23 protein-coding genes are annotated in these 24,765 nt (G+C 63.1%); 20 read left to right on the top strand and 3 right to left on the bottom strand.

Annotation, left to right across the window (positions count from 1 at the left end; genetic code table 11):
- The first annotated feature begins 199 nt into the window (after positions 1-199).
- The 14 genes from HU715_RS00435 to HU715_RS00500 all read left to right on the top strand — a co-directional run bounded on the left by HU715_RS00435 (position 200) and on the right by HU715_RS00500 (position 15,801).
- Positions 200-1,822: a methyl-accepting chemotaxis protein gene (locus HU715_RS00435; RefSeq protein ID WP_186705459.1), complete on the top strand. Its 1,623-nt coding sequence runs from the start codon at positions 200-202 to the stop codon at positions 1,820-1,822.
- Complete coding sequence (locus tag HU715_RS00440; protein WP_186705460.1) at positions 1,822-2,358, top strand: chemotaxis protein CheW; 537 nt, start codon at positions 1,822-1,824, stop codon at positions 2,356-2,358. The genes HU715_RS00435 and HU715_RS00440 overlap by 1 nt, the downstream gene beginning before the upstream one ends.
- Complete coding sequence (locus HU715_RS00445) at positions 2,355-3,620, top strand: CheR family methyltransferase (protein ID WP_186705461.1); 1,266 nt, start codon at positions 2,355-2,357, stop codon at positions 3,618-3,620. Before HU715_RS00440 ends, HU715_RS00445 begins: the two co-directional genes overlap by 4 nt.
- Positions 3,617-4,288, top strand: a complete 672-nt coding sequence (locus HU715_RS00450) for a chemotaxis protein CheW (RefSeq protein WP_186705462.1) — start codon at positions 3,617-3,619, stop codon at positions 4,286-4,288. The genes HU715_RS00445 and HU715_RS00450 overlap by 4 nt, the downstream gene beginning before the upstream one ends.
- On the top strand, positions 4,285-6,549 hold the full coding sequence (locus tag HU715_RS00455) for a hybrid sensor histidine kinase/response regulator (RefSeq protein ID WP_186705463.1): 2,265 nt from the start codon (positions 4,285-4,287) through the stop codon (positions 6,547-6,549). Before HU715_RS00450 ends, HU715_RS00455 begins: the two co-directional genes overlap by 4 nt.
- The gene (locus tag HU715_RS00460; protein ID WP_186705464.1) at positions 6,546-7,556 is read left to right on the top strand and encodes a chemotaxis response regulator protein-glutamate methylesterase; all 1,011 of its coding nucleotides are present in this window, start codon (positions 6,546-6,548) and stop codon (positions 7,554-7,556) included. Before HU715_RS00455 ends, HU715_RS00460 begins: the two co-directional genes overlap by 4 nt.
- A gap of 45 nt (positions 7,557-7,601) precedes the next feature.
- The gene (locus tag HU715_RS00465; RefSeq protein WP_186705465.1) at positions 7,602-8,603 is read left to right on the top strand and encodes a diguanylate cyclase domain-containing protein; all 1,002 of its coding nucleotides are present in this window, start codon (positions 7,602-7,604) and stop codon (positions 8,601-8,603) included.
- 272 nt (positions 8,604-8,875) lie between these two features.
- Positions 8,876-9,971 (top strand): peptide chain release factor 2 gene (prfB, locus tag HU715_RS00470; RefSeq protein ID WP_095963568.1). Its coding sequence is split into 2 segments (ribosomal slippage): positions 8,876-8,947 and positions 8,949-9,971, totalling 1,095 coding nucleotides; the frame shifts between segments, so codons are not numbered across the junction.
- 108 nt (positions 9,972-10,079) lie between these two features.
- Positions 10,080-11,582 (top strand): lysine--tRNA ligase, encoded by a 1,503-nt coding sequence (gene lysS / locus HU715_RS00475; RefSeq protein ID WP_186705466.1) that lies wholly within the window; start codon positions 10,080-10,082, stop codon positions 11,580-11,582.
- Between the two features lie 101 nt (positions 11,583-11,683).
- Positions 11,684-12,400 carry a TetR/AcrR family transcriptional regulator gene (locus HU715_RS00480; protein WP_053118752.1) on the top strand — a complete coding sequence of 239 codons (717 nt, stop codon included), beginning with the start codon at positions 11,684-11,686 and terminating at the stop codon, positions 12,398-12,400.
- Positions 12,401-12,550: 150 nt separating this feature from the next.
- Positions 12,551-13,105, top strand: coding sequence for a hypothetical protein (locus HU715_RS00485; protein WP_186705467.1), 555 nt, complete (start codon positions 12,551-12,553; stop codon positions 13,103-13,105).
- Between the two features lie 36 nt (positions 13,106-13,141).
- The gene (locus HU715_RS00490; RefSeq protein WP_003185001.1) at positions 13,142-14,419 is read left to right on the top strand and encodes a flavohemoglobin expression-modulating QEGLA motif protein; all 1,278 of its coding nucleotides are present in this window, start codon (positions 13,142-13,144) and stop codon (positions 14,417-14,419) included.
- Between the two features lie 150 nt (positions 14,420-14,569).
- Positions 14,570-15,475 (top strand): alpha/beta hydrolase, encoded by a 906-nt coding sequence (locus HU715_RS00495; RefSeq protein ID WP_186705468.1) that lies wholly within the window; start codon positions 14,570-14,572, stop codon positions 15,473-15,475.
- Entirely contained in the window at positions 15,472-15,801 is a 330-nt protein-coding gene (locus HU715_RS00500; protein ID WP_030139524.1) for a PA3694 family proteiin, read from the top strand. Before HU715_RS00495 ends, HU715_RS00500 begins: the two co-directional genes overlap by 4 nt.
- 192 nt (positions 15,802-15,993) lie before the next feature.
- On the opposite strand, the gene lptF is transcribed toward HU715_RS00500, so the two are convergent.
- The 3 genes from lptF to HU715_RS00515 form a co-directional block, all read right to left on the bottom strand.
- Positions 15,994-16,782 carry a lipotoxin F family OmpA-related lipoprotein LptF gene (gene lptF / locus HU715_RS00505; RefSeq protein WP_186705571.1) on the bottom strand — a complete coding sequence of 263 codons (789 nt, stop codon included), beginning with the start codon at positions 16,780-16,782 and terminating at the stop codon, positions 15,994-15,996.
- A gap of 51 nt (positions 16,783-16,833) precedes the next feature.
- Complete coding sequence (locus tag HU715_RS00510; RefSeq protein WP_186705469.1) at positions 16,834-17,247, bottom strand: DUF4398 domain-containing protein; 414 nt, start codon at positions 17,245-17,247, stop codon at positions 16,834-16,836.
- A gap of 284 nt (positions 17,248-17,531) precedes the next feature.
- Positions 17,532-17,876 (bottom strand): pilin assembly protein, encoded by a 345-nt coding sequence (locus HU715_RS00515; protein ID WP_186705470.1) that lies wholly within the window; start codon positions 17,874-17,876, stop codon positions 17,532-17,534.
- Positions 17,877-18,056: 180 nt separating this feature from the next.
- On the opposite strand from HU715_RS00515, the gene ppc reads away from it, so the two are divergent.
- The 6 genes from ppc to HU715_RS00545 all read left to right on the top strand — a co-directional run bounded on the left by ppc (position 18,057) and on the right by HU715_RS00545 (position 24,753).
- Entirely contained in the window at positions 18,057-20,687 is a 2,631-nt protein-coding gene (gene ppc / locus HU715_RS00520; RefSeq protein WP_186705471.1) for a phosphoenolpyruvate carboxylase, read from the top strand.
- A 291-nt stretch (positions 20,688-20,978) separates the two neighbouring features.
- The gene (gene adk / locus HU715_RS00525) at positions 20,979-21,626 is read left to right on the top strand and encodes an adenylate kinase (RefSeq protein ID WP_186705472.1); all 648 of its coding nucleotides are present in this window, start codon (positions 20,979-20,981) and stop codon (positions 21,624-21,626) included.
- 94 nt (positions 21,627-21,720) lie between these two features.
- On the top strand, positions 21,721-22,398 hold the full coding sequence (gene tsaB, locus HU715_RS00530; protein ID WP_186705473.1) for a tRNA (adenosine(37)-N6)-threonylcarbamoyltransferase complex dimerization subunit type 1 TsaB: 678 nt from the start codon (positions 21,721-21,723) through the stop codon (positions 22,396-22,398).
- Between the two features lie 331 nt (positions 22,399-22,729).
- The gene (locus HU715_RS00535; protein ID WP_186705474.1) at positions 22,730-23,038 is read left to right on the top strand and encodes a hypothetical protein; all 309 of its coding nucleotides are present in this window, start codon (positions 22,730-22,732) and stop codon (positions 23,036-23,038) included.
- On the top strand, positions 23,038-23,898 hold the full coding sequence (locus HU715_RS00540; RefSeq protein WP_186705475.1) for a DUF72 domain-containing protein: 861 nt from the start codon (positions 23,038-23,040) through the stop codon (positions 23,896-23,898). The genes HU715_RS00535 and HU715_RS00540 overlap by 1 nt, the downstream gene beginning before the upstream one ends.
- A 33-nt stretch (positions 23,899-23,931) precedes the next feature.
- Positions 23,932-24,753: an isocitrate lyase/PEP mutase family protein gene (locus HU715_RS00545; RefSeq protein ID WP_186705476.1), complete on the top strand. Its 822-nt coding sequence runs from the start codon at positions 23,932-23,934 to the stop codon at positions 24,751-24,753.
- Positions 24,754-24,765: the final 12 nt, after the last annotated feature.

A 24,765-nucleotide genomic window follows, 5' to 3' on the forward strand; every position in this document is an offset into this window, starting at 1 on the left:
CGCGATGGCGCCCGGTCAGTCGCAGCATGGTTGACTGACACTCCGCTTTCGCGAGCAAGCCCGCTCCCACAGGGGCGGGTTCCATTTCTTCAAGTACCGGTGAGCCTCGGCTCAATCAGAATCCTCCCACGCCGCCATACAGACGCCGCGCCGCCCTCGGCTATACTCCCCAGCATTTTCAAGTGCCCGAGGTTTTACTGTGAAGAATTGGACATTGCGCCAACGCATCCTGGCGAGTTTTGCGGTGATCATCGCCATTATGCTGCTGATGGTGGTTGTCTCGTATTCACGGTTGTTGAAGATCCAGGACAGTGGAGAAAAGGTCCGGTCCGATGCGGTTCCGGGGGTGTATTTCAGCTCGATGATCCGCGGTGGCTGGGTCGACAGCTACGTCCTGACCCAGCAAATCCTCGGCCTTTCCGGGAATCGGGAAATCACCGCCGAGGACAAGGCCCGCTACCAGGGTTTCGAGCAGCACTTGCGCGAAGAAATACAGAACTATCAAAAACTGATCCAGGACCCGGCCGACCAAGTCTCTTTCGACGAGTTCGAGGTCAACCACCAGGACTTCAACAAGGCCCTGGCGAAGGTCCTGGACCTGTATCAGCGCAAGGATTACGACGGGGCGCGACTGGCGCTGAACACCGAGCTGACGACGGCGTGGCTCGACGGTCGCGGACACTTGAACCAGATCATCGAGCGCAATCGCGAGCTGGCACAAAGCGCCACCCTGACCATTGGCGATGCGGTGACGGCGGCCAAGGTCGCCATGGGCCTGTCGTTCCTGGTCGCGCTGATCGTCGCGGTACTCTGTGGCCTGCTGCTGATGCGGGCGATCATGGGGCCGATGAACCGCATCGTCGAGATCCTCGAGATCATGCGCAGCGGTGACCTGAGCGGACGCCTGAACCTGGCGCGCAAGGACGAATTCGGTGCCGTGGAAACCGGCTTCAACGACATGATGGCCGAACTGACCTCGCTGGTATCCCAGGCCCAGCGCTCATCCGTGCAGGTCACCACCTCGGTCACCGAAATTGCCGCCACCTCGCGCCAGCAGCAGGCCACGGCCACGGAAACCGCCGCCACCACCACCGAGATCGGCGCGACGTCCCGGGAAATCGCCGCCACCTCCCGGGACCTGGTGCGCACCATGACCGAAGTTTCCACCGCCGCCGACCAGGCCTCGGTGGCCGCCGGCTCTGGCCAGCAAGGCTTGGCGCGCATGGAGGAAACCATGCATTCGGTGATGGGCGCCGCCGACCTGGTGAACGCCAAGCTGGCGATCCTCAACGAGAAGGCCGGCAACATCAACCAGGTGGTGGTGACCATCGTCAAAGTGGCCGACCAGACCAACCTGTTATCCCTCAACGCCGCCATCGAGGCCGAGAAGGCCGGTGAGTACGGGCGCGGTTTCGCCGTGGTGGCCACGGAAGTACGGCGCTTGGCCGACCAGACCGCCGTAGCGACCTATGACATCGAACAGATGGTGCGCGAGATCCAATCCGCGGTATCGGCCGGTGTGATGGGCATGGACAAGTTTTCCGAGGAAGTGCGCCGTGGCATGGCCGAAGTGCAGCAGATCGGCGAGCAACTGTCGCAGATCATCCATCAGGTCCAGGCTTTGGCGCCGCGGGTGTTGATGGTCAACGAAGGCATGCAGGCCCAGGCCACTGGCGCCGAACAGATCAACCACGCCCTGGTGCAACTTGGCGATGCCAGCAGCCAGACCGTGGAGTCCCTGCGCCAGGCCAGCTCCGCCATCGACGAGCTGAGCCAGGTCGCCGTGGGGCTGCGCAGCGGCGTCTCGCGTTTCAAAGTCTGATGGGCGAGCTCGAGACCCGGCGTGGCGTCGCAGCGACGGCCCGCCAGACGTTGTTCCTGGTGTTCTGCATCGGCAACGAACGTTACGCCCTGCAGGCCACCGATGTAGTGGAAGTGCTGCCGCGCCTGCCCCTCAAGCCGATCGCCCGGGCGCCGTCCTGGGTGGCGGGGGTGTTTGCCTGGCGCGGCACCGTGGTGCCGGTGATCGACCTGTGCGCCCTGACGTTCGGCCGGAGCGCCGAACCCCGGACCAGCACGCGTCTGGTGCTGGTGCGTTATCAAGGCGATACACAACAAACCGGGCAAGTCCTGGGATTGATCCTGGAACAGGCGACCGACACCCTGCGCTGTGATCCGGTCGATTTCAAACCCTATGGCCTGGACAATCGGCAGGCGCCGTACCTTGGACCGGTCCGCGAAGATGCCCTTGGGTTGCTGCAATGGGTGCGGGTCAATGACCTGCTCGACGAATCCGTTCGAGCGCTGCTGTTTCCTGCTACGCCGCTGAGCCTCGACGACCTCGAGGCAGCGCCATGAACAACGACCAACGGTTTTTCGATTTTCTCAAGGAGCGCATCGGCCTCGATGTGACCTCCGTCGGCACCGCGATCATTGAGCGCGCCGTGCGCCAACGGATCAGTGCCGTGCCTGGGCGAACCGCCGATGAGTATTGGCAGGCCCTGCAGCATTCGGCCCCGGAACAGCAGGCGTTGATCGAAGCGGTGATCGTCCCGGAGACCTGGTTCTTCCGCTACCCCGAGTCCTTTGCGACCCTCGCCAGGCTGGCCGTCAAGCGCCTGGCGGAGATCAAGCACCTGCGTGCGCTGCGCATCCTCAGTTTGCCGTGCTCCACCGGCGAAGAACCGTATTCCATCGCCATGGCCTTGCTCGACGCCGGCTTGGGCGCCCATCAGTTCAAGGTGGACGGCATGGACGTCAGCCCGCTGTCGGTGGCGCGGGCCAAGGACGCGCGTTACGGCAGGAATTCCTTTCGGGGCGCCGACCTGGGTTTTCGCGAGCGGCACTTCGACGCCGAAGACGAAGGCTACCGCCTCAGCGAGCGGGTGCGCGAACAGGTGCGTTTGCAAGTGGGCAACCTGCTGGATCCGGCCTTGCTGGCGAACGAGGCCCCCTACGACTTTGTGTTCTGTCGCAACCTGCTGATCTATTTCGACCAGCCGACCCAGCAGCAGGTGTTCGAGGTGCTCAAGCGCTTGACCCATCAGGACGGCGTGCTGTTTATCGGCCCCGCCGAAGGCAGCCTGCTGGGGCGATTGGGCATGCGCTCGATCGGAATTGCCCAATCGTTCGCTTTCAGCCGTCAGGGGGCGCCGGAGCCACAACCGTTGCCGGTCTTGATACCTCCGCCGCTACCGATTCGTCAGCCAGCGCCTCGTGTCATCCCGCCGGTGGTTCGGCCGCGGCCGTTTGCCGCGAGCGTGACACCGATTGCCCCACCCAAGAGCAGCGACGCCGCGAGCTTGCTGGCCAATATCGCGGCCCTGGCCAACGGCGGCAAAAGCGCCGAAGCCCGCGCGGCATGTGAAGAATACCTGCGCAGCCACGCGCCGAACGCCCAGGTGTTCTATTGGTTGGGCCTGCTCAGCGACATGGCCGGTAGCGCGCTGCAAGCCCAGGGTTTTTATCGCAAGGCGCTTTATCTTGAACCGCAACACGCCGAGGCCCTGGTGCATCTGGCGGCGCTGCTGGCTTCCCAGGGAGACGCGGCCGGAGCCCGTCGGTTGCAGGAACGCGCCGCCCGCAGCGGGCGCACGGCAGACAGTGAGCACAAACGATGAGCGGTTCGGCTTCCTACACCATCACCCATGACGATGCCCAGGCCATCGACGATTGCTGGAACCGCATCGGCGTGCATGGCGATAAATCCTGCCCGCTGTTGGTCGAGCATATTCATTGCCGCAATTGCTCGGTGTATTCGGCGGCCGCGACTCGGCTGCTCGACCGTTATGCCTTGCCGCAGGATCAGCGGGATTTGTCCCTGGCCCCGGTGGACAACGATGTGGTCACGCGCTCGTTGCTGATGTTCCGCCTCGGCGAGGAATGGCTGGGCCTGACCACGCGCAGCCTGGTGGAAGTGGCGCCGTTGCAGCCGATTCACTCGTTGCCCCACCAACGCTCACGGGCCCTGCTGGGCGTGGCGAATGTGCGCGGGGCGCTGGTGGCCTGCCTGTCGCTGGTGGAGCTGCTGGACCTGGAGCCCGGCGCGGCGGCGGTGGCCGGTACACGGGTCATGCCGCGCATGTTGATCGTCGCGGCCAAGGGCGGGCCGGTGGTGGTGCCGGTGGATGAGGTGGACGGCATCCACGCCATCGATGAACGTATTTTGGCGAACGCTTCGCCGTCGGCGGGCAAGTACACCCGTGGCGTGCTGCCGTATAAGGGGCGCAGCTTGCGTTGGTTGGATGAAGAACAGCTGCTGACCGCCGTGGCCCGGAGCCTGTCATGACCCCCGACCAAATGCGCGACGCCTCGCTGCTGGAACTGTTCAGCCTGGAAGCCGAAGCCCAGGTCCAGGTGCTGAGCACCGGCCTGCTGGCCCTGGAGCGCGATCCGACCCAGGCCGAGTACCTTGAGTCATGCATGCGCGCGGCGCACTCCCTCAAGGGCGCGGCGCGCATTGTCGGGGTGGATGCCGGGGTTAGCGTGGCCCACGTGATGGAAGATTGCCTGGTCAGCGCCCAGGAGCGGCGCCTGGTGCTGGGCGCCGAGCACATCGACGCCTTGCTGCAAGGCACTGACTTACTGACGCGCATCGCCACCCCCGGCAACAGCGTTGGCGCGCCGGACATCGACGCCTATGTGGCGTTGATGGGACGCCTGCTCGATCCCAACGCTGCACAACAACCAGCGCAGGTACCGACAAAAATCGAGACGCCTGTCGAACCCGTCAGCGTCGAGCCGTCCGTGCCGGAACCGCTCGCCGCAACGGAGCCGGCCCCCAAGCGCAAACGGGTCACCGAAGGCGGCGAGCGGGTCTTGCGGGTCACGGCCGAACGCCTCAACAGCTTGCTCGACCTGTCGAGCAAGTCCCTGGTGGAGACCCAGCGCCTCAAGCCTTGGCTGGCGGCGATGCAACGGCTCAAGCGCCAGCAAGGCACCGGCTTGCGCGCCCTTGAAGAGCTGAACCTGCACCTCAAGGACCACGCCCTGAGCCTGCAAGCCCAGGAAGCCCTGGGCGATGCTCGCCGCTTGCTCGCCGAAACCCAGCAGTTGCTGGCGCAGAAAACCGCCGAGCTGGATGAGTTCGCCTGGCAGGCCAGCCAGCGGGCGCAGGTGCTGTACGACACAGCGCTGGCCTGTCGCATGCGGCCGTTCGCCGATGTCCTGTCGGGCCAGGCACGCATGGTCCGTGACCTGGGCCGCAGCCTGGGCAAACACGTGCGCCTGGAAATCGAAGGCGAGAAAACCCAGGTCGACCGCGACGTGCTGGAACAGCTTGAAGCGCCATTGACCCATTTGCTGCGCAACGCCGTGGATCACGGCATCGAAACCCCGGAACAACGGGTACTGGCCGGCAAGCCCGCCGAAGGCCTGATCCGCCTGCGTGCTTCTCATCAGGCCGGCCTGCTGGTCTTGGAGCTGGCGGACGATGGCGCCGGGGTGGACCTGGAGCGGGTGCGCCGCAGCATCGTCGAGCGCGGCCTTTCTCCTGAGCCAACCGCCGCCAGCCTGAGCGAGGAGGAACTGCTGACCTTCCTGTTCCTGCCCGGTTTCAGCCTGCGCGACACAGTCACCGAAGTGTCCGGGCGTGGCGTTGGCCTGGACGCCGTCCAGCACATGGTCCGGCAGTTGCGCGGGGCGGTGGTGCTGGAGCAGACGGCGGGCGAGGGCAGTCGTTTCCATCTCGAGGTGCCGCTGACGCTGTCGGTGGTGCGCAGCCTGGTGGTTGAGGTCGGCGGTGAAGCGTACGCCTTCCCCCTGGCCCACATCGAACGCATGTGCGACCTGGCGCCGGAAGACATCGTCCAGGTCGAAGGGCGCCAGCATTTCTGGCACGAAGGCCGGCATATCGGCTTGGTCGCCGCCAGCCAGTTGCTCAATCGCCCATCGACGCAGAACGGCAGCCAGACCCTCAAGGTCGTGGTGATCCGCGAGCGCGAGACGATCTACGGCGTGGCGGTGGAGCGGTTCATCGGCGAGCGCACCCTGGTGGTCCTGCCCCTGGACGAGCGCCTGGGCAAGGTCCAGGACATTTCCGCCGGGGCCTTGCTCGACGATGGCTCGGTGGTGTTGATTGTCGATGTCGAAGACTTGTTGCGGTCGGTGGACAAGCTGCTCGATACCGGGCGCCTGGAGCGCATCGCCCGGCAAAACCAGGCCCAGGCACCCCGCAAGCGGATCCTGGTGGTGGACGATTCCCTGACCGTGCGTGAGCTGCAACGCAAGTTATTGCGGGGTCGCGGCTATGACGTAGCAGTGGCGGTGGATGGCATGGATGGCTGGAATGCATTGCGCTCGGAGGATTTCGATTTGTTGATCACGGACATCGACATGCCACGCATGGACGGCATCGAACTGGTGTCGCTGTTGCGGCGCGACAACCGCTTGCAATCGCTGCCAGTGATGGTGGTGTCCTACAAGGACCGCGAAGAAGATCGTCGCCGTGGCCTCGACGCCGGCGCCGACTATTATCTGGCCAAGGCGAGTTTCCACGACGACGCCTTGCTCGACGCCGTGGTCGAATTGATCGGAGGGGCACGCGCTTGAAGATCGCCATCGTCAATGACATGCCCCTGGCGGTCGAGGCCCTGCGCCGCGCCCTGGCGTTCGAGCCGACGCACCAACTGGTCTGGGTCGCCGCCAACGGTGCCGAGGCGGTGCAGCGTTGCGCCGAATACACCCCGGACCTGATCCTGATGGACCTGTTCATGCCGATCATGGATGGCGTGGAGGCTACCCGGCGGATCATGGCCGACAGCCCATGCGCTATCGTGATTGTGACGGGAGACAGCCAGCAGAATGTCCACCGGGTGTTCGAGGCCATGGGCCATGGCGCGCTGGATGTGGTCGATACCCCGGCCCTGGGCGTCGGTAACCCGGCGGACGCGGCGGCGCCGCTGCTGCGCAAGATCACCAACATCGGTTGGCTGATCGGTGAGCGCAACAAGCGTGAGCGCCCCGCCCCGACGGCCCAGCGTGCGGCGGTGTCGCGCAAGAGCCTGGTGGCCATCGGGTCGTCGGCCGGCGGGCCCGCGGCGCTGGAGGTGTTGCTCAAGGCCCTGCCGCGAGACTTTGCCCCGGCGATCGTGCTGATCCAGCATGTGGACGAGGTGTTCGCCGCGGGCATGGCCGAATGGCTGGGCAGTGTGTCGGGCCACACGGTGCGCCTGGCCCGGCAAGGTGAGACGCCGCAAAGCGGCACGGTGTTGCTGGCCGGGACCAACCATCACCTGCGTTTGTTGAAGGACGGCACCCTGGCCTATACCGCCGAGCCGGTGAACGAGATCTACCGGCCCTCCATCGACGTGTTTTTTGAAAGTGTCGCCCAGTACTGGAGCGGCGACGCGGTGGGCGTATTGCTCACCGGCATGGGCCGCGACGGTGCGCAAGGGCTTAGACTCATGCGCCAGCAGGGCTATGTGACCATCGCCCAGGACCAGCGCAGCAGCGCGGTGTACGGCATGCCCAAAGCGGCGGCCGCCATCGACGCCGCCGTCCATATTCTTGCCCTGGACGCCATTGCGCCACGGCTGTTGGAGATTGTGACCCCATGAAGAACCCCGCGAGCCTTGCCCCAGGCCGTACCCAGGTAAGCCATCATGACTGATTTGCAGCTCGACGAATTCAAGCGCGATGAGAACGCCGCCATGGTCCTGCTCGTCGACGACCAGGCGATGATCGGCGAGGCGGTGCGGCGCGGGCTGTCGGAGGAAGACAATATCGACTTCCACTTCTGCTCCGATCCCCACCAGGCCATCGCCCACGCGGTGCGCATCAAGCCGACGGTGATTCTCCAGGACCTGGTGATGCCGGGCCTCGACGGCCTGAGCCTGGTGCGCGAGTACCGTAACCATCCGTCCACCCGCGATATCCCGATCATTGTCCTGTCCACCAAGGAGGACCCGCTGATCAAGAGCGCGGCGTTCGCCGCCGGGGCCAACGACTACCTGGTCAAATTGCCGGACAACATCGAGCTGGTGGCGCGCATCCGCTATCACTCGCGTTCCTACATGATGCTATTGCAGCGCGACGCGGCCTATCGCGCATTGCGGGTCAGCCAGCAGCAATTGCTCGACACCAACCTGGTGCTGCAACGCTTGATGAACTCCGATGGCCTGACCGGGCTGTCCAACCGCCGGCACTTCGATGAGTACCTGGAACTGGAATGGCGCAGGGCGATGCGCGACCAGAGCCAACTGTCACTGCTGATGATCGACGTGGACTACTTCAAGTCCTACAACGACAACTTCGGCCACTTGGAAGGCGACGAAGCCCTGCGCAAGGTCGCCACGGCCATCCGCGAGGCGTGCAGTCGGCCGTCCGACCTGCCGGCCCGCTACGGCGGCGAGGAGTTCGCCCTGGTGCTGCCCGGCACCTCGCCAGGCGGCGCCCGGCTGATGGCCGAGAAACTGCGCCAGAGCGTCGTCGCCCTGAAAATCCCCCACGCCACGCCCGACGGCGGCGAAAACCTGACCATCAGCATCGGCGTCTCGACCTTCACTCCCCAGCAGGGTGGCGACAGCCGTCAGCTGATCTCGGCGGCGGACAAGGGGTTGTACCTGGCCAAGCACAATGGGCGTAATCGGGTTGGGGTCGAATAACCATCTGAATGTCGGCAGGGATGCCTTTGTGGCGAGGGAGCTTGCTCCCGCTGGGGCGCGCAGCGGCCCTGAAACCAGTTGGCTCGGTGTGCCAGGTCGATTGAGGGGGCCGTTTTGGGGCTGCTGCGCAACCCAGCGGGAGCAAGCTCCCTCGCCACAGGGGCCGGACGCTGAACCTCATTGCCCCTAAAGCCGCCAGGCGGGCTGCCGCTGGCGCTTGATTACGTTATACTCGCCGGCTTTCAAAAGTTCGCCAACGAGTGCTGCCCGCCATGGAAATCAACCCGATCCTTAACACCATCAAGGACCTGTCCGAGCGCTCCGAAACTATTCGGGGGTATCTTTGACTACGATCAAAAGCATGAGCGCCTGACCGAAGTCAATCGCGAGCTTGAAGATCCGAATGTCTGGAACAACCCTTCGTACGCCCAGGAGCTGGGCCGCGAGCGTTCTGCGCTGGCGCAGATCGTCGAGACCCTGGACGAGCTGTCCAGCGGCCTGGCCGATTGCCGCGACCTGCTGGACATGGCTGTCGAAGAGAACGACGAAGGCGCGGTCGGCGATGTTGTCGCCGAGCTGACCCGCCTCGACGAGAACCTTGCCAAGCTGGAATTCCGTCGCATGTTCAGCGGCGAGATGGACATGAACAACGCCTACCTGGACATCCAGGCCGGTTCCGGCGGCACCGAAGCCCAGGACTGGGCCAACATCCTGCTGCGCATGTACCTGCGCTGGGCCGACAAACGCGGTTTCGACGCCACCATCATGGAGCTGTCGGCCGGTGAAGTCGCCGGGATCAAGGGCGCCACCGTGCACATCAAGGGCGAATACGCCTTTGGCTGGCTGCGGACCGAGATCGGCGTGCACCGCCTGGTGCGCAAGAGCCCGTTCGACTCCGGCAACCGTCGCCACACCTCGTTCTCGGCCGTGTTCGTTTCGCCGGAAATCGATGACAACATCGAAATCGAGATCAACCCGGCGGACCTGCGCATCGACACCTACCGTTCCTCCGGGGCCGGTGGCCAGCACGTCAACACCACCGACTCGGCCGTACGGATCACCCACGTACCGACCAACACCGTGGTCAGTTGCCAGAACGAACGTTCCCAGCACGCCAACAAAGACACCGCGATGAAGATGCTGCGGGCCCGCCTGTACGAGCAGGAAGTGCAGAAGCGCAACGCGGCGTCCCAGGCCCTGGAAGACACCAAGTCGGACATCGGCTGGGGTCACCAGATCCGTTCGTACGTGCTCGACGCCTCGCGGATCAAGGACCTGCGGACCAGCATCGAACGCAGTGATTGCGACAAGGTGCTCGACGGCGATATCGATGAATACCTGATCGCCAGCCTCAAACAAGGGCTGTAACGCGACACCCATGCGGCGGACGGGCCACGCTTGCACAGAAAGCGCGGCTCGCCCGCAAACTCCGGCCCGGGCCGGGGGCAACGAACCTGTGATGGAATCCTTAAAGACATGAGCGACCTAGAACTCGACCCGCAAGCCCTGCAACAGGAAGAAAACTCCCTGATCGCCCTGCGCAAGGAAAAGCTTGCTGCCGAGCGCGCCAAGGGCCAGGCCTTCCCCAACGACTTCCGCCGCGATTCGTACTGCGACGCCTTGCAGAAGAAGTACGCGGACAAGACCAAGGAAGAGCTGGCCGAGGCGGCGATTCCAGTCAAGGTGGCCGGTCGTATCATGCTCGACCGTGGTTCGTTCATGGTGATCCAGGACATGACCGGGCGCATCCAGGTCTACGTCAACCGCAAGACCCTGCCGGAAGAAACCCTGGCCGCCGTCAAGACCTGGGACCTGGGCGACATCATCTCCGCCGAAGGCACCCTGGCCCGTTCCGGCAAGGGCGACCTGTACGTCGAGATGACCAACGTGCGCCTGCTGACCAAGTCCCTGCGCCCGCTGCCGGACAAGCACCACGGGCTGACCGACACCGAGCAACGCTATCGCCAGCGCTACGTCGACCTGATCGTCAACGAAGACGTGCGCCAGACCTTCCGCGTCCGCTCGCAAGTCATCGCCCACATCCGCAGCTTCCTGATGAAGCGTGACTTCCTGGAAGTCGAGACGCCGATGCTGCAGACCATCCCCGGCGGCGCGGCGGCCAAGCCGTTCGAAACCCACCACAACGCCTTGGACATGGAAATGTTCCTGCGCATCGCGCCGGAGCTGTACCTCAAGCGTCTGGTGGTCGGTGGCTTCGAAAAAGTCTTCGAGATCAACCGCAACTTCCGTAACGAAGGCGTTTCGACCCGGCACAACCCCGAGTTCACCATGCTCGAGTTCTACCAGGCCTACGCCGACTACGAAGACAACATGGACCTGACCGAGGAACTGTTCCGCGAGCTGGCGCAGTTGGTCCTGGGCACTACCGACGTGCCGTACGGCGACAAGGTGTTCCACTTCGGCGAGCCGTTCGTGCGCCTGTCGGTGTTCGACTCGATCCTCAAGTACAACCCTGAACTGACTGCCGATGACCTGAACGACATCGACAAGGCCCGCGCCATCGCCAAGAAGGCCGGCGCCAAGGTCCTCGGCTTCGAAGGCCTGGGCAAGTTGCAAGTGATGATTTTCGAAGAACTGGTCGAGCACAAGCTGGAACAGCCGCACTTCATCACCCAGTACCCGTTCGAAGTGTCGCCGCTGGCCCGTCGCAACGACGAGAACCCAAGCGTGACCGACCGTTTCGAGCTGTTCATCGGTGGTCGTGAAATCGCCAACGCCTACTCCGAGCTCAACGATGCCGAAGACCAGGCTGAGCGTTTCATGGCCCAGGTGGCCGACAAGGACGCCGGCGACGATGAAGCCATGCACTACGATGCCGACTTCGTGCGCGCCTTGGAGTACGGCATGCCGCCGACCGCTGGCGAAGGTATCGGCATCGATCGCCTGGTGATGTTGTTGACCAACTCACCGTCGATCCGGGATGTGATCCTCTTCCCGCACATGCGGCCCCAAGCGTAATTGTTTCAAATAAAAAGCCGCCTCGATGGGCGGCTTTTTATTGCCTGTCTGGTACAAACGTATCAATTGGTTACTTTTTCAAAGAGCGAGGAAGACCTGTCGTGAATCGTGCAATGGCTTCAGAAGGTGCAGCGGGCGTCGCCACGGCTGTCGCTGAAAGTGTTCAGTACCAGGGCCGCAAGGCCAGCCGACAGGGCAGTGAGCAGCGTCGCCAGGAGATTCTCGACGCGGCCATGCGCATCGTGGTGCGCGATGGCGTGCGTGCGGTGCGTCACCGTGCGGTGGCCGCCGAAGCGGGCGTGCCGCTGTCGGCCACTACGTACTATTTCAAGGACATCGACGATTTGCTCACCGATACCTTCGCCCAGTATGTGGAACGCAGCGCGGCGTTCATGGGCAAGCTGTGGGCCAACAACGAAGGCCTTCTGCGGGAAATGGTCGCCTATGGTGACGGCAGCGCCCAGTCGCGCTCGCAACTGGCGGACGACATCGCGCGGATGACCGCCGACTACGTGCGGCATCAACTGGACAGCCGTCGCGAGTACCTGATGGCCGAGCAGGCCTTTCGCCAGGAAGCCCTGCTCAACCCACGCCTGGCGGAGTTGGTGCGTTCCCACCAGCAGATTTTGCTGCATGGCACGTGTCAGTTTTTCCAGGTTTTAGGCTCCCGCGAACCGCAACAGGATGCCAAAGTGTTGACGGCGATTATCGGACGGATGGAATATCAGGGCTTGCTCAATGGCGCCGAGCCGGTAGCCGATGAAGACATGCTCGGCATCCTGACCCGCTACATGCACCTGGTACTGGCGTCGGTGTGATCCAGATGGGTTCACCACAGCCCTTGTGGCGAGGGAGCTTGCTCCCGCTGGGCTGCGCAGCAGCCCCTTTTTTGTGAGCGCTGCGCACTCAAGCGGGAGCAAGCTCCCTCGCCACAGGGGATAAAGCGACCTGTGCCATAGGGAGTTCAAATGAAAGCCTGGCCTGCCGTTGTACTGGCCGCGTCGTTGCTACTGCTCAGTGGTTGCCTTGTGTCCTTCAAGGCGCCGTTACCCAACAGCGAAGCCGCGCCCGAAGGCCTGCTCGGCCAATGGACCAGCACCAATGCCTGGGGCGAACCGTTGAACCTGGAGCTGACGCAAGTCGGCAAGCACCGCTACCAGGCCATCAGCTACTTCAGGGCCCAGCCCCATGAGCGCGAAGCCATCCCCTTGACCGTCTCCCGTCATGGCAGTCGCTGGTACCTGTCGGCCAAGGTGCCGGCCCGCTACGGTGGACATTTCCTGATCGCCGGTTTCGAATTGACCGATAAACAGGAACTGGTGGTCTACAACCTGGACCTGGAGCAGATCAACCAGGCCATCGACCAGAAGATCCTCAGCGGCCAGCCGAACCAGAGCGAAGAAGGCGACGGTGTGCTGGTGGACAGCGACATGAACAAGGTTTTCAACTACCTAGACGACCCGGCCAATTCCGATGTGTTTTCGGAAGCCGTGCGTTACCAGCGACTGGCCAAATCCCAATAATTGCAACAAGCGGACGTTTTTTCACAGGAGTTTTCGGTGGACGATTACCAGCAGACGATACGCACCTTGTCCGATCGCATTGTGCTGGCGCAAACGCCGATTCGCATTCTCGACGCGGTGAAGTGGGACGAGAACATCCGCAAGGGGTTCCTCAAGGCCAAGGGCAAGGAAATGCCTGCGGTGGATCGCGACTATTACCTCAACCGGCCCCTGTCTTTTGATTCCAGCAAAGTAAAGCTGGAGTTCCAGAACATCGAGCGTGACATCACCCGCCAACTGGGGCAGTTCAACCCGGTGGGCCAGATCATGCGTCGCATGTGCAAGGAATACCGCATGGTGGTGCGCATGCTCGAAGCGCGTGGCACCGAGGATTTCGGGCTGATTTCCCAGGAGCTCTATGGCGCTGCCTCCGATGCCTTCCACGCCGGCGACCCGACCCTGGCCGACCTAGGCCTGATGCTCTCCGACTACCTGAACAACATCGATGGCCGTGGCGACCTCAAGGACGAGCCGAAAGTCCTCAGCGCCAAGGAAGCCGTCAGCCTGTTGCAGCATCGCCTCAACCGGGTGTTCGGCGAAGCCGAGGAAACCATCCGCGTGTTCGAGTCCGACGGCATCGTCGCCGACGCGGCGGCGGGCGCCGACTACATCAAGATCCGCACCGATGCGATGTTCAACGAGCGCGACGTACGGGCGCTGGAGGTCCACGAAGGGCTGGTGCACGTCGGCACCACCCTCAACGGCTTGAACCAGCCGATCTGCACCTTCCTGTCCAAGGGCCCGCCCTCGTCCACGGTGACCCAGGAAGGCCTGGCGATCCTGATGGAAATCATCACCTTCGCCTCCTACCCGAGTCGCCTGCGCAAACTCACCAACCGCACCCGGGCCATTCATATGGTGGAGGAGGGCGCCGATTTCCTGCAGGTCTTCGAGTTCTTCCGCGAGCAGGGTTTTGAAATGGCCGAAAGCTACGGCAACGCCAGTCGGGTGTTCCGTGGCTCGGTGCCCACCGGGCTGCCATTCACCAAAGACTTGTCCTACCTCAAGGGCTTCATCATGGTTTACAACTACATTCAGTTGGCCGTGCGCAAAGGCAAGCTGGAGCAGGTGCCGCTGCTGTTCTGCGGCAAGACCACCCTGGAGGACATGCGCACGTTGCGCCAGTTGGTGGACGAAGGCCTGGTCGTACCGCCTAAATATTTGCCCGAGCAGTTCCGTGACATGAACGCCCTGTCGGCCTGGATGTGTTTCTCCAACTTCCTGAACCATCTGAGCCTGGACCGGATCGAAGCGGATTATTCCAATATTCTTTAATCACAACACCGTCCCCCTGTGGGAGCGGGCTTGCTCGCGAAAGCGGTGTGTCAGCTAAGGATAATATTGACTGACACACCGCCTTCGCGAGCAAGCCCGCTCCCACAAAGGACGGTGTTCCAACTCTGATTTTTTGCGAGGCTTCACCGGATGCGAACCCTCGGCATCATCTGCCTGCTGCTGGCCCTGGGCGGTTGCAGCTCCCTGCTGTTCTACCCCGAACGCGGCCTGCCGTTTACCCCGGAGCGGGCCAGGCTCGAGTACCGCGACGTCACCCTGACCACCGCTGACAATCTCAAGCTCCGGGGCTGGTGGCTGCCCGTCAAACCAGGCGTGGAGATCAAGGGCACGGTCCTGCATTTGCACGGCAACGGCGGCAACCTGGCGTGGCACCTGGGCGGGAGCTGGTGGTTGCCAGAGCAGGGTTACCAAGTGTTGATGGTCGATTATCGGGGTTATGGCGTATCCGAAGGCGAGCCGAGCCTGCCGGCGATCTACCAGGACATCGACGCGGCGTTCCAATGGCTCGACCAGTCGCCCGAGGTCCAGGGCAAGCCGCTGGTGCTGCTCGGTCAGAGCCTGGGCGGCGCGCTGGCGGTGCATTACCTGGTCGAACATCCCCAGCGCCAACGGCAGCTCAAGGCCCTGGTGCTCGATGGCGTGCCCGCCAGCTATCGCGACGTCGGGCGTTTTGCCCTGAGTACCTCGTGGCTGACCTGGCCGTTCCAGGTGCCGTTGTCCTGGCTGGTGCCGGACGGTGACAGCGCGATCAGCTCCGTGGCGCAGTTGAACGGCGTGCCGAAGTTGATCTACCACAGCCTCGACGACCCCATCGTGCCCCTTTCCAATGGCATCCGCTTGTATCAAGCTGCGCCGCCGCCGCGGGTCCTGCAGTTGACGCGGGGCGGCCATGTGCAGACCTTCGCCGACCCGACGTGGCGCACCGTGATGCTGCGCTACCTCGACGATCCCCGGCACTTTGACGGCCTGCGCCGCCTGGGCGAGGTCCCGAACTACCCGAAATCACCCGTTGAACCACCAGAGAACCCGCAATGAGCGAAGAACGTAACGCCATCCCCCTGATCATCACCGGTATCTGCAGCATCCTGGGCACCGTCGCAGTGCTGTGGTACTACGGCTACCTGCATTTCGCCAAGCCCGAGGATGCGTTGCTGCTCAACCAGTTCACCATGCTCAAGACCGTGCCGGGGGAGGATTACAAAGTCTCCTTGGAACCGGCGCCGCAGGTCGCCCAGTGCATTGATGGCGTGCTGGTGTTGTTCGACACCGAGCAGAAAGGCCTGACCGGTGTGTTGATCAACGAGAAGAAACGCGCGGTGCGGTGCATGGGGCAGGAAACACCACAAAAACTGCAGCCGTAATCCAATCCCAACGACACCACAAATCTCCTGTGGGAGCGGGCTTGCTCGCGAAGGCGGTGTGTCAGTCACTGCATAGGTAGCTGGCCGGACGCTTTCGCGAGCAAGCCCGCTCCCACAAGGGGATTTGTGTTGGCCGATAAAAAGCCCCGCCTGACTTCAATCAGGCGGGGCTTTTTGGTTTTACTCAGCCGATCAGTTGGCGCTCATGGTCGAGCGCGGGGCCACTGGCTGGTTGTCGTTGGAGATGGTCACTTCCACGCGACGGTTCATGGCGCGGCCCGAGACGCTGGTGTTGTCGGCCACCGGGAACTCCTTGCCGTAACCCTGGGTCACGATGCGGGCCGGGTCCACGCCCATTTTTACCAGGGCGGTACGCACCGAGCTGGCGCGGCGTTCGGACAGCGATTGGTTGTAGGAATCCGAGCCGGTGCTGTCGGTGTAGCCTTCAATGATCACCTTGCGGTCCGGGTTTTCCTGGAGGAACTGCGCCAGTTTGCTCACATTCGTCATGCCGCTGGTGCGCAGGTCGGACTTGTTGGTGGCGAACAGCACGTCGCCGAAAGTCACCAGCGTACCGCGCTCGGTCTGCTTGGCGTTGAGGCTGTCTTGCAGTTGCTTGATCTGCGCGTTGCGCGCGTCGAGCAGGGCACGGGCGCGTTCGTCGCCAGCGTTTTTCAGTTCGGCTTCGGCATTGCGCAGGGCGATGGTCTGCTTGGCCACTTCGACGCGCTGGTTGGTCAGGTAGGCCAGTTGGTCGATCTTGGCTTCGTCTTCCCGGTCCAGGTAGGCCTTGTCGGCCTTGGCCAGGAAATCCGCCGCGTCCTTGGTTTCCAGGGCGGCCACTTTGGTCGCCGCCGGGTCGGCTTGCAGGCCGTTGTAATTGGTCCGCGCCTGTTCAAGATTGGCGTTCGGGTCGTGGGAGCAAGCGGCCAGGGCTACGCAGGCAGCGAGCAGGGCGGGCATCATCAAGTGTTTGTGCATCATAGTCTGTCGTCCTTTTATCAATGAGAAGTACGTCGTGGCGTGAACGGTCTACTGAACCTTGTTCATGCCTTCCTGACGCAGTTCCTGAACCCCTTTCTGAGAGTCCTTGAGGGCTTGTTCGGCCTTGGCGGCCTGGGCCTTGCGCTCGGCGACGCGGGCATCCCATTCGGCTTGTTCGGCCAGTCGCTTGGCTTCTTCGTAGTTCTCGTCATGCATGGCGATTTCGGCTTGCTTGAGCTTGTCCTGGGCCGATTTCATTTCCACGGCGGCAAATTCGGTACCACCGGCGCTGACGGCGCTGTTGACCGCCGACTGGGTCACCGCGTACTGCTCCGAAGGAGGGTTACCGGCGCAACCGGCGAGAATGAAGCTGCTACCGATCGCCAGGGCAGCCAACTTCAAGCCGCGCAGGCCACTGGATGAGGGTTTGGCAGTGCAGGTATTCATAGGCTTCAACTCCATTGGAAAACTCCTGAAAAAACGACAAATCCATGCTGGGACCGAAGCCATGACGTCTGGTTTGGTGTTGGCGCCAAGGCGCGTTTATTAAACGACCGTTCCAGTATGGTTACTCGGTGTGACCCGAGGCGTTTTTCAAAAGTTCAGCGAGGATGGCCATTCGCCAAAAGAATTACTGACTGATCGGTCAGCGGCAGAAAAGCTGAACTTTCAAGGCGCGCAGCGGTATTCCCGGCGTAGGTGGGAAAGGCCCCGCGCCGGAAAACCGCAACCTGGAGTGAAGGGAATCAGTGTTTGGATTTGTCGTTCTGCGAGGAAAGTTCGTGCAGATGCCGGCGCGACAGGGCGAGGAATCGTGGGGTCGGTCCTACGTCTTCATACAGCGGGTCACCTTCCTCATCGGTGGCGACAACTTGCGAACCCTTGATGTAGGGGAAGCTGGCTTCAAGCTCTTCCAATGCGGCCCCGATCAGCTCGCCCAGCAGCTCCTCGGGCTGGCGCTTGGGGTACATGTCGCAGATCGCAGCCAGGCGTGCGGCGGCTTCGACGTCCAGATGGATCGTGTAGCCCGTCTGGGTCAGGCGGCCCTTGGCGTTTGCTTCCCAATGCTGGGCAAGTTCACGAATTTTCATGATGACCTCAATTAGCCTGCTCGTGGCAGGCGCGGTGAGTGACAAGCCGTTGTGTGGCTTACCCATGAGACTAGCTTTGTTGTGCAAGGTTTAAAGTCCCTTCGTCGCTTGTCATAAGCGACGGGCATCGGCACTCTCTGATCCAAGAGCTGTCCGGACTTTTTTGCTGGAGAAATGCTGATGACCGATATCGATGCCCGCTTGCGCGAGGATGTCCACCTGCTTGGCGAACTGCTGGGCAATACCATCCGCGAACAGTACGGGGACACGTTTCTCGACAAGATCGAGCAGATCCGCAAGGGCGCCAAGGCTGACCGACGCGGTTCCGTGGATGCCGAACTCAGTGCCAGCCTCAATCAACTGAGCGAGGACGAACTGCTGCCGGTGGCGCGCGCGTTCAACCAATTCCTCAACCTCGCCAACATCGCCGAACAGTACCAACTGATCCATCGCCGCGAAGAATCGCAACCGGCGCCTTTCGAGGCACGGGTCCTGCCTGAGTTGCTTGCCCGGCTGCGGGCCGAAGGCCATGGCGCCGAGGCCCTGGCCCGGCAGTTGGGCCGCCTGGAAATCGAACTGGTCCTCACCGCTCACCCCACGGAAGTGGCCCGCCGTACCCTGATCCAGAAATACGACGCCATCGCCGCGCAACTGGCGGCCCAGGATCACCGCGACCTGACCAGTGCCGAGCGCGCGCAGATCCACGAGCGCCTGCAACGCTTGATCGCCGAAGCCTGGCACACCGAAGAAATCCGCCGCACCCGGCCGACCCCGGTGGACGAGGCCAAGTGGGGCTTCGCGGTGATCGAGCATTCGCTGTGGCACGCCATCCCCAATTACCTGCGCAAGGCCGACCAGGCCTTGCATGCCGCCACCGGGCTGCGCCTGCCGCTGGAGGCCGCGCCGATCCGCTTTGCCTCGTGGATGGGCGGCGACCGTGACGGCAACCCGAATGTCACCGCCGCCGTGACCCGCGAGGTGCTGTTATTGGCGCGGTGGATGGCGGCGGACCTGTACCTGCGTGACGTCGACCAACTGGCGGCCGAACTGTCCATGCAAAACGCCAGCGAGGCCTTGCGGGCCCAGGCCGGCGACAGCGCCGAACCGTATCGTGCCGTGCTCAAGCAACTGCGCGAACGCCTGCGCGCCACCCGCAACTGGGCCCACGCCTCCTTGAGTGCCGCCACGCCGCCAAGCGCCGAGGTGTTGCAGCACAACCGCGAACTGCTGGACCCCCTTGAGCTGTGCTACCACTCCCTGCACGAATGCGGCATGGGCGTGATTGCCGATGGGCCGCTGCTCGACTGCCTGCGGCGGGCGGTGACCTTCGGCTTGTTCCTGGTGCGCCTCGATGTGCGCCAGGACTCGACGCGCCATACCGCCGCCATGACGGAAATCACCGACTACCTGGGCCTGGGTCGCTATGAGGATTGGAACGAGGAGCAGCGCATCAGCTTTTTGCTGGAGGAGCTGAACAACCGGCGTCCACTGCTGCCGGCCCATTTCAAGCCCTCGGCCGACACGGCGGAAGTGCTGGCGACGTGCCGGGAAGTGGCCGCGGCGCCGGCGGCGTCCCTGGGTTCCTACGTGATCTCCATGGCCGGCGCGGCGTCCGATGTCCTCGCTGTGCAACTGTTGTTGAAGGACGCCGGGGTGTTGCGGCCGATGCGGGTGGTGCCGCTGTTCGAGACCCTGGCCGACCTGGACAACGCCGGGCCGGTGATCGAGCGGCTGTTGCTGCTGCCGGGCTATCGTTCACGGCTGCAAGGCCCTCAGGAAGTGATGATCGGCTATTCCGATTCGGCGAAGGATGCCGGGACCACGGCGGCGGCCTGGGCGCAATATCGGGCCCAGGAACGGCTGGTGGACATCTGCCGCGAGCAGCAAGTCGAACTGTTGTTGTTCCACGGTCGTGGCGGCACCGTGGGCCGTGGTGGCGGTCCGGCGCACGCGGCGATCCTGTCCCAGCCACCGGGCTCGGTGGCCGGGCGTTTCCGCACCACCGAGCAGGGCGAAATGATTCGTTTCAAATTCGGCCTGCCGGACATCGCCGAACAGAACCTCAATCTGTATCTCGCTGCGGTGCTTGAAGCGACGCTGCTGCCACCGCCGCCACCCACGCCGCAGTGGCGGGATTTGATGGATGAACTGGCGGCCGATGGCGTCAGTGCCTACCGCGCGGTGGTGCGGGAGAATCCGCAGTTCGTCGAGTACTTCCGCCAGTCCACCCCCGAGCAGGAACTTGGGCGCCTGCCGCTGGGCAGCCGGCCGGCCAAGCGTCGCGCCGGCGGCATCGAAAGCTTGCGGGCGATTCCGTGGATTTTCGGCTGGACCCAGACCCGCCTGATGTTGCCGGCCTGGCTCGGTTGGGAAACCGCACTGAGCAAGGCCCTGGAGCGCGGCGAAGGGGAGTTGCTGGGGCAGATGCGCGAGCAATGGCCGTTCTTCCGGACCCGCATCGACATGCTGGAGATGGTGCTGGCCAAGGCCGACGCCGATATCGCCCGCTCTTACGACGAGCGTTTGGTGGAGCCTGGGCTGCTGCCTTTGGGTGCGCATTTACGCGACCTATTGTCGCAGGCCTGCACGGTGGTGCTTGGCTTGACCGGTCAGTCGCAGCTACTGGCACATAGCCCAGCCACGCTGGAATTCATCCGCCTGCGCAACACCTACCTCGACCCGTTGCACCTGTTGCAGGCCGAACTGTTGGCGCGCTCACGCCAGCAGGAAGTTGCCCAAGGCAGCCCCGTGGAACAGGCATTACTGGTGTCTGTGGCGGGGATTGCCGCCGGGTTGCGCAATACCGGCTAAGATCAGGCAGCGCACCGAAACGGCTCGCCCGGCGTTCCCGGGCGTTGTTCTGCGGGGGCGGGGACAGGTCGGCCAGGCGACAGTTTGTTGCCCGGTTGCGACGCTCGCCACCCCCTCCGAAGGTCGTATCGGGCGCGGGTTCCTCCGACTTTCGGCGGCTTGTGTGGGTCGGGCCTGCTGTGTATCTTGATCAGCCTTTGGCCGTTTGGGCGGTCACGATCAAGTTTTTCGAAGATTGGCCCCGCGAGGCGAATCCGAGCGTTTTACATAAAAAAATTGAGGAGCACATCGATGCGCGTCATTCTGCTGGGAGCTCCCGGGGCCGGTAAAGGTACTCAGGCAAAGTTCATCACCGAAAAATTCGGTATCCCGCAAATCTCCACCGGCGACATGCTGCGTGCCGCGGTCAAGGCTGGCACGCCACTGGGTGTTCAAGCCAAGAGCATCATGGATGCCGGCGGCCTGGTGTCGGATGACCTGATCATCGCCCTGGTCAAGGATCGCATCGCTCAACCCGACTGCGCCAATGGCTTCCTGTTCGATGGCTTCCCGCGCACCATTCCCCAGGCTGAAGCCCTGGTGACTGCCGGTGTTGAGCTCGATCACGTGGTCGAAATCGCGGTCGACGACGAAGAGATCGTCCAGCGCATTGCCGGTCGTCGTGTCCACGAGGCGTCCGGCCGTGTCTACCACACCGTCTACAACCCGCCGAAACTTGCGGGCAAGGACGACGTCACCGGTGAAGAGCTGGTGCAGCGCAAGGACGACACCGAAGAAACCGTGCGTCATCGCCTGTCGGTCTACCATTCCCAGACCAAGCCGCTGGTGGCGTTCTACCAGAATCTGTCGGCTGCCCAGGGCAAGCCGAAGTACAGCCACATCCCGGGCGTTGGCTCGGTCGATGCGATCACCGGCAAGGTGCTCGAAGCGCTGAGCTGAAAAGCCTGATCAGTTGCATCAACTACGGCCCGCTTGCGGGCCGTAGTTGTTTATACTGGCGCACTTTTTCCCCACCTGATTTACGGACACATCGATGAGCACCTTGCTGGCCCTGGACACCGCGACTGAAGCTTGCTCCGTTGCCTTGCTGCACGACGGCAAGGTCACGAGCCATTACGAGGTGATCCCGCGCCTGCATGCGCAGAAGCTGCTGCCGATGATCCAGAAACTGTTGAGCGATGCCGGCACGACCTTGCAGGCGGTGGACGCGATTGCCTTTGGCCGTGGGCCAGGAGCTTTTACCGGCGTGCGCATCGCCATCGGCGTGGTGCAAGGCCTGGCATTTGCCCTGGAGCGGCCAGTGCTGCCAGTGTCAAACCTGGCGGTGCTGGCCCAGCGTGCCTTGCGCGAACAGGGCGCTCGCCAAGTTGCCGCGGCCATCGATGCGCGCATGGATGAGGTGTATTGGGGCTGCTACCGCGAAACCGACGGCGAGATGCGCCTGGTCGGTGCTGAAGCGGTGTTGCCGCCCGAAGCGGCGGCGTTGCCGGGCGATGCCAGCGGTGATTGGTTCGGCGCCGGCACTGGTTGGGGCTATGGCGAGCGGATCGGTGTCAGCCTCATCGGCCAGGACGCCTCGATGCTGCCCCATGCCGAGGACCTGCTGGCCCTGGCACGTTTCGCCTGGGAACGCGGCGAGGCCATTCCAGCCGATGATGCGCAGCCGGTGTACCTGCGGGACAAGGTCGCAACGCCCAAGTCCGAGCGGTAAACCCAGACTTGACCGCATTCCCAAGTGGGCACAGTTGTGGCGAGGGAGCTTGCTCCCGCTGGGGCGCGAAGCGCCCCTAAAATTTCATTCGCACCTTATCTTGCCAGATTGAAATCAATTTTTTGGGGCCGCTTCGCAGCCCAGCGGGAGCAAGCTCCCTCGCCACAAAGTCATTTTCGCCGCCAAAAGTCACACTCAAATAATGCCAGTCGTCACTTTTTCCGCCCGTTTTTAAACCTTTTTGACTTTATGTGTTCTAGTTATCACTTGCGCATTTGCGCGGCTGCGAAAGTGCCGCTAAATTGCCATCATTGATACCGAGCATTCTGTTATGCGTATAGACGGCGTTTCATCCCAGTCCTACCCCATCAAGCGTCGGCCTCGTGCGGGTAAAGCCAGCGAGCCGGAAAACTTCGATGACATCGATGGCGAGGTGGAATTTCCGTCTGAAGAGCAACTGGCCGCCCGCGCCGCCAAAGCCTCTGCGCAACGCCTGAGCAATCTCCCCGCCCGTCAGCAAGACATGCTTTATCACCGTGCGATGAGCCGCAGTGTCTCCACGGCCCTGGCGAGCTACCTGAGCACCGCCGGTTTCGTCGATTGGGATATGGAAGTGCTGGGACTCGATCTCTACATCTGATGGTCTTGCCTTACTACCTGGGCTGCCCGTCCTGGAGCGAAAACGCCTGGCGCGATTACCTTTATCCCCAGGATGCGAAAAGCACCGATTTCCTCGATCTCTATTCCCAAGTGTTCAATGCCGTGGAAGGCAATACGACCTTCTATGCCAGCCCGTCTGCGCCGACCGTGCAGCGCTGGGCCGAAATCATGCCCGAGCACTTTCGCTTCACCGCCAAGTTTCCTGGCGACATCAGCCACAATGGCGACCTGCGCGAACGGCTGACGGCCACTGAAACCTTCCTGCAACTGCTCAGCCCCTTGGGCGAGCGCGTTGCGCCGTACTGGCTGCAACTGTCCAAGACCTTTACCCCGAATCGGTTGCCGGAACTGGCGGGGTTCATCGACGCCTTGCAGCGCCCCTTGGCCGTCGAAGTCCGTCACGACGATTTTTTTGCCAAGGGCGACGCCGAACGACGGCTCAATCGCCTGTTGCTCGATCGCGGCGTCGAACGCATCTGCCTCGATCCTCGGGCCTTGTTCAGTTGCACCTCCCTTGATCCCGCCGTGCTTCACGCACAATCGAAAAAGCCCCGCGTGCCGCCCCGGCCCGCGGCGTTCACCCAATGTCCGCAAGTGCGTTTCATCGGTCATCCGGTGCTCGAAGCCAACGAGCCGTTCCTGACGCCGTGGGTGGAGAAAATCGCCGGCTGGATCGAAGAAGGGCGCACGCCCTATATCTTCCTGCACACCGCCGACAACCGGCTGGCCGCCAGGCTCGCGCAACGTTTTCACGAGCGATTGATGCATCGATTGCCTGGCTTGCCGGCCCTGCCTGCGCTATATAGAGAGCCCGCCGCCGAGCAACTGGGTTTGCTCTGAGGCCCACTCCCTCTCTGCTCAGGAGCGAACTACATGGAAGCGCACATTCGTCGAGCCCAGGCGTTCAAGGCCTTGCACGAACGCGAAGGGGCTTTTGTCATTCCCAACCCGTGGGACGCCGGTTCGGCCAAGATGCTGGCCAGCCTGGGTTTTGAAGCCTTGGCGACCACCAGTGCCGGTCACGCCTTTTCCCTGGGCCGACCCGATGGCGCGCTGGGCCTGGATGACACGCTGGCTAACGTGCGGGCGATTGTCGCGGCCACTGACCTGCCGGTGGCCGTCGACCTGGAGAACGGTTTTGCCGATGCCCCCGAGGATTGCGCCCGCAGCCTGGTCCGGGCGGCAGAGGCCGGCGCGGTGGGTGGTTCGATCGAAGATGCCACGGGGCGCGAAGACAGCCCGATCTATTGCTTCGACCACGCGGTAGCTCGGGTCAAGGCCGCCGCCGAGGCCGTGCGCAGCTTGTCGTTTCCCTTCATGCTGACGGCCCGGGCGGAAAATTTCCTGCATGGCAATCCGGACCTGGACGACACCATTCGCCGCCTCAAGGCCTTCGCGGACGCGGGGGCCGACGTGTTGTACGCCCCGGGGCTGAGCAGCGCCGAACAAGTGCTCGCGGTGGTGAAGGCCGTGGCGCCAAAACCGGTAAACGTGCTGATGTCCGGGGCGCTGGACCTGACGGTGGCGCAGTTGAGCGAGCTGGGCGTCAAGCGCATCAGTGTCGGCTCGGCGCTGGCCCTGGCCGCGTATGGCGAGTTCTTCCGCGCCGCCGAGGAGATCCAGGAACAGGGCACATTCACCTTCACGCGCCGCTCGATGCCGTTCAAGCAGGCCAACCAATTATTCAAGGGTTGATGCCCGAGGCAA

The sequence above is a fragment of the Pseudomonas zanjanensis genome (genome assembly GCF_014268745.2).
Taxonomy (GTDB): domain Bacteria; phylum Pseudomonadota; class Gammaproteobacteria; order Pseudomonadales; family Pseudomonadaceae; genus Aquipseudomonas; species Aquipseudomonas zanjanensis.

What these genes read in the sequence shown, in the direction of transcription:
- HU715_RS00440 (WP_186705460.1), top strand. Translation starts at nt 1,822, where the DNA reads ATGGGCGAGCTCGAGACCCGGCGTGGCGTCGCAGCGACGGCCCGCCAG.
- HU715_RS00445 (WP_186705461.1), top strand. Translation starts at nt 2,355, where the DNA reads ATGAACAACGACCAACGGTTTTTCGATTTTCTCAAGGAGCGCATCGGC.
- HU715_RS00450 (WP_186705462.1), top strand. Translation starts at nt 3,617, where the DNA reads ATGAGCGGTTCGGCTTCCTACACCATCACCCATGACGATGCCCAGGCC.
- HU715_RS00455 (WP_186705463.1), top strand. Translation starts at nt 4,285, where the DNA reads ATGACCCCCGACCAAATGCGCGACGCCTCGCTGCTGGAACTGTTCAGC.
- HU715_RS00465 (WP_186705465.1), top strand. Translation starts at nt 7,602, where the DNA reads ATGACTGATTTGCAGCTCGACGAATTCAAGCGCGATGAGAACGCCGCC.
- lysS (WP_186705466.1), top strand. Translation starts at nt 10,080, where the DNA reads ATGAGCGACCTAGAACTCGACCCGCAAGCCCTGCAACAGGAAGAAAAC.
- HU715_RS00485 (WP_186705467.1), top strand. Translation starts at nt 12,551, where the DNA reads ATGAAAGCCTGGCCTGCCGTTGTACTGGCCGCGTCGTTGCTACTGCTC.
- HU715_RS00495 (WP_186705468.1), top strand. Translation starts at nt 14,570, where the DNA reads ATGCGAACCCTCGGCATCATCTGCCTGCTGCTGGCCCTGGGCGGTTGC.
- HU715_RS00500 (WP_030139524.1), top strand. Translation starts at nt 15,472, where the DNA reads ATGAGCGAAGAACGTAACGCCATCCCCCTGATCATCACCGGTATCTGC.
- lptF (WP_186705571.1), bottom strand. Translation starts at nt 16,782, where the DNA reads ATGCACAAACACTTGATGATGCCCGCCCTGCTCGCTGCCTGCGTAGCC.
- HU715_RS00510 (WP_186705469.1), bottom strand. Translation starts at nt 17,247, where the DNA reads ATGGAGTTGAAGCCTATGAATACCTGCACTGCCAAACCCTCATCCAGT.
- HU715_RS00515 (WP_186705470.1), bottom strand. Translation starts at nt 17,876, where the DNA reads ATGAAAATTCGTGAACTTGCCCAGCATTGGGAAGCAAACGCCAAGGGC.
- ppc (WP_186705471.1), top strand. Translation starts at nt 18,057, where the DNA reads ATGACCGATATCGATGCCCGCTTGCGCGAGGATGTCCACCTGCTTGGC.
- adk (WP_186705472.1), top strand. Translation starts at nt 20,979, where the DNA reads ATGCGCGTCATTCTGCTGGGAGCTCCCGGGGCCGGTAAAGGTACTCAG.
- tsaB (WP_186705473.1), top strand. Translation starts at nt 21,721, where the DNA reads ATGAGCACCTTGCTGGCCCTGGACACCGCGACTGAAGCTTGCTCCGTT.
- HU715_RS00535 (WP_186705474.1), top strand. Translation starts at nt 22,730, where the DNA reads ATGCGTATAGACGGCGTTTCATCCCAGTCCTACCCCATCAAGCGTCGG.
- HU715_RS00540 (WP_186705475.1), top strand. Translation starts at nt 23,038, where the DNA reads ATGGTCTTGCCTTACTACCTGGGCTGCCCGTCCTGGAGCGAAAACGCC.
- HU715_RS00545 (WP_186705476.1), top strand. Translation starts at nt 23,932, where the DNA reads ATGGAAGCGCACATTCGTCGAGCCCAGGCGTTCAAGGCCTTGCACGAA.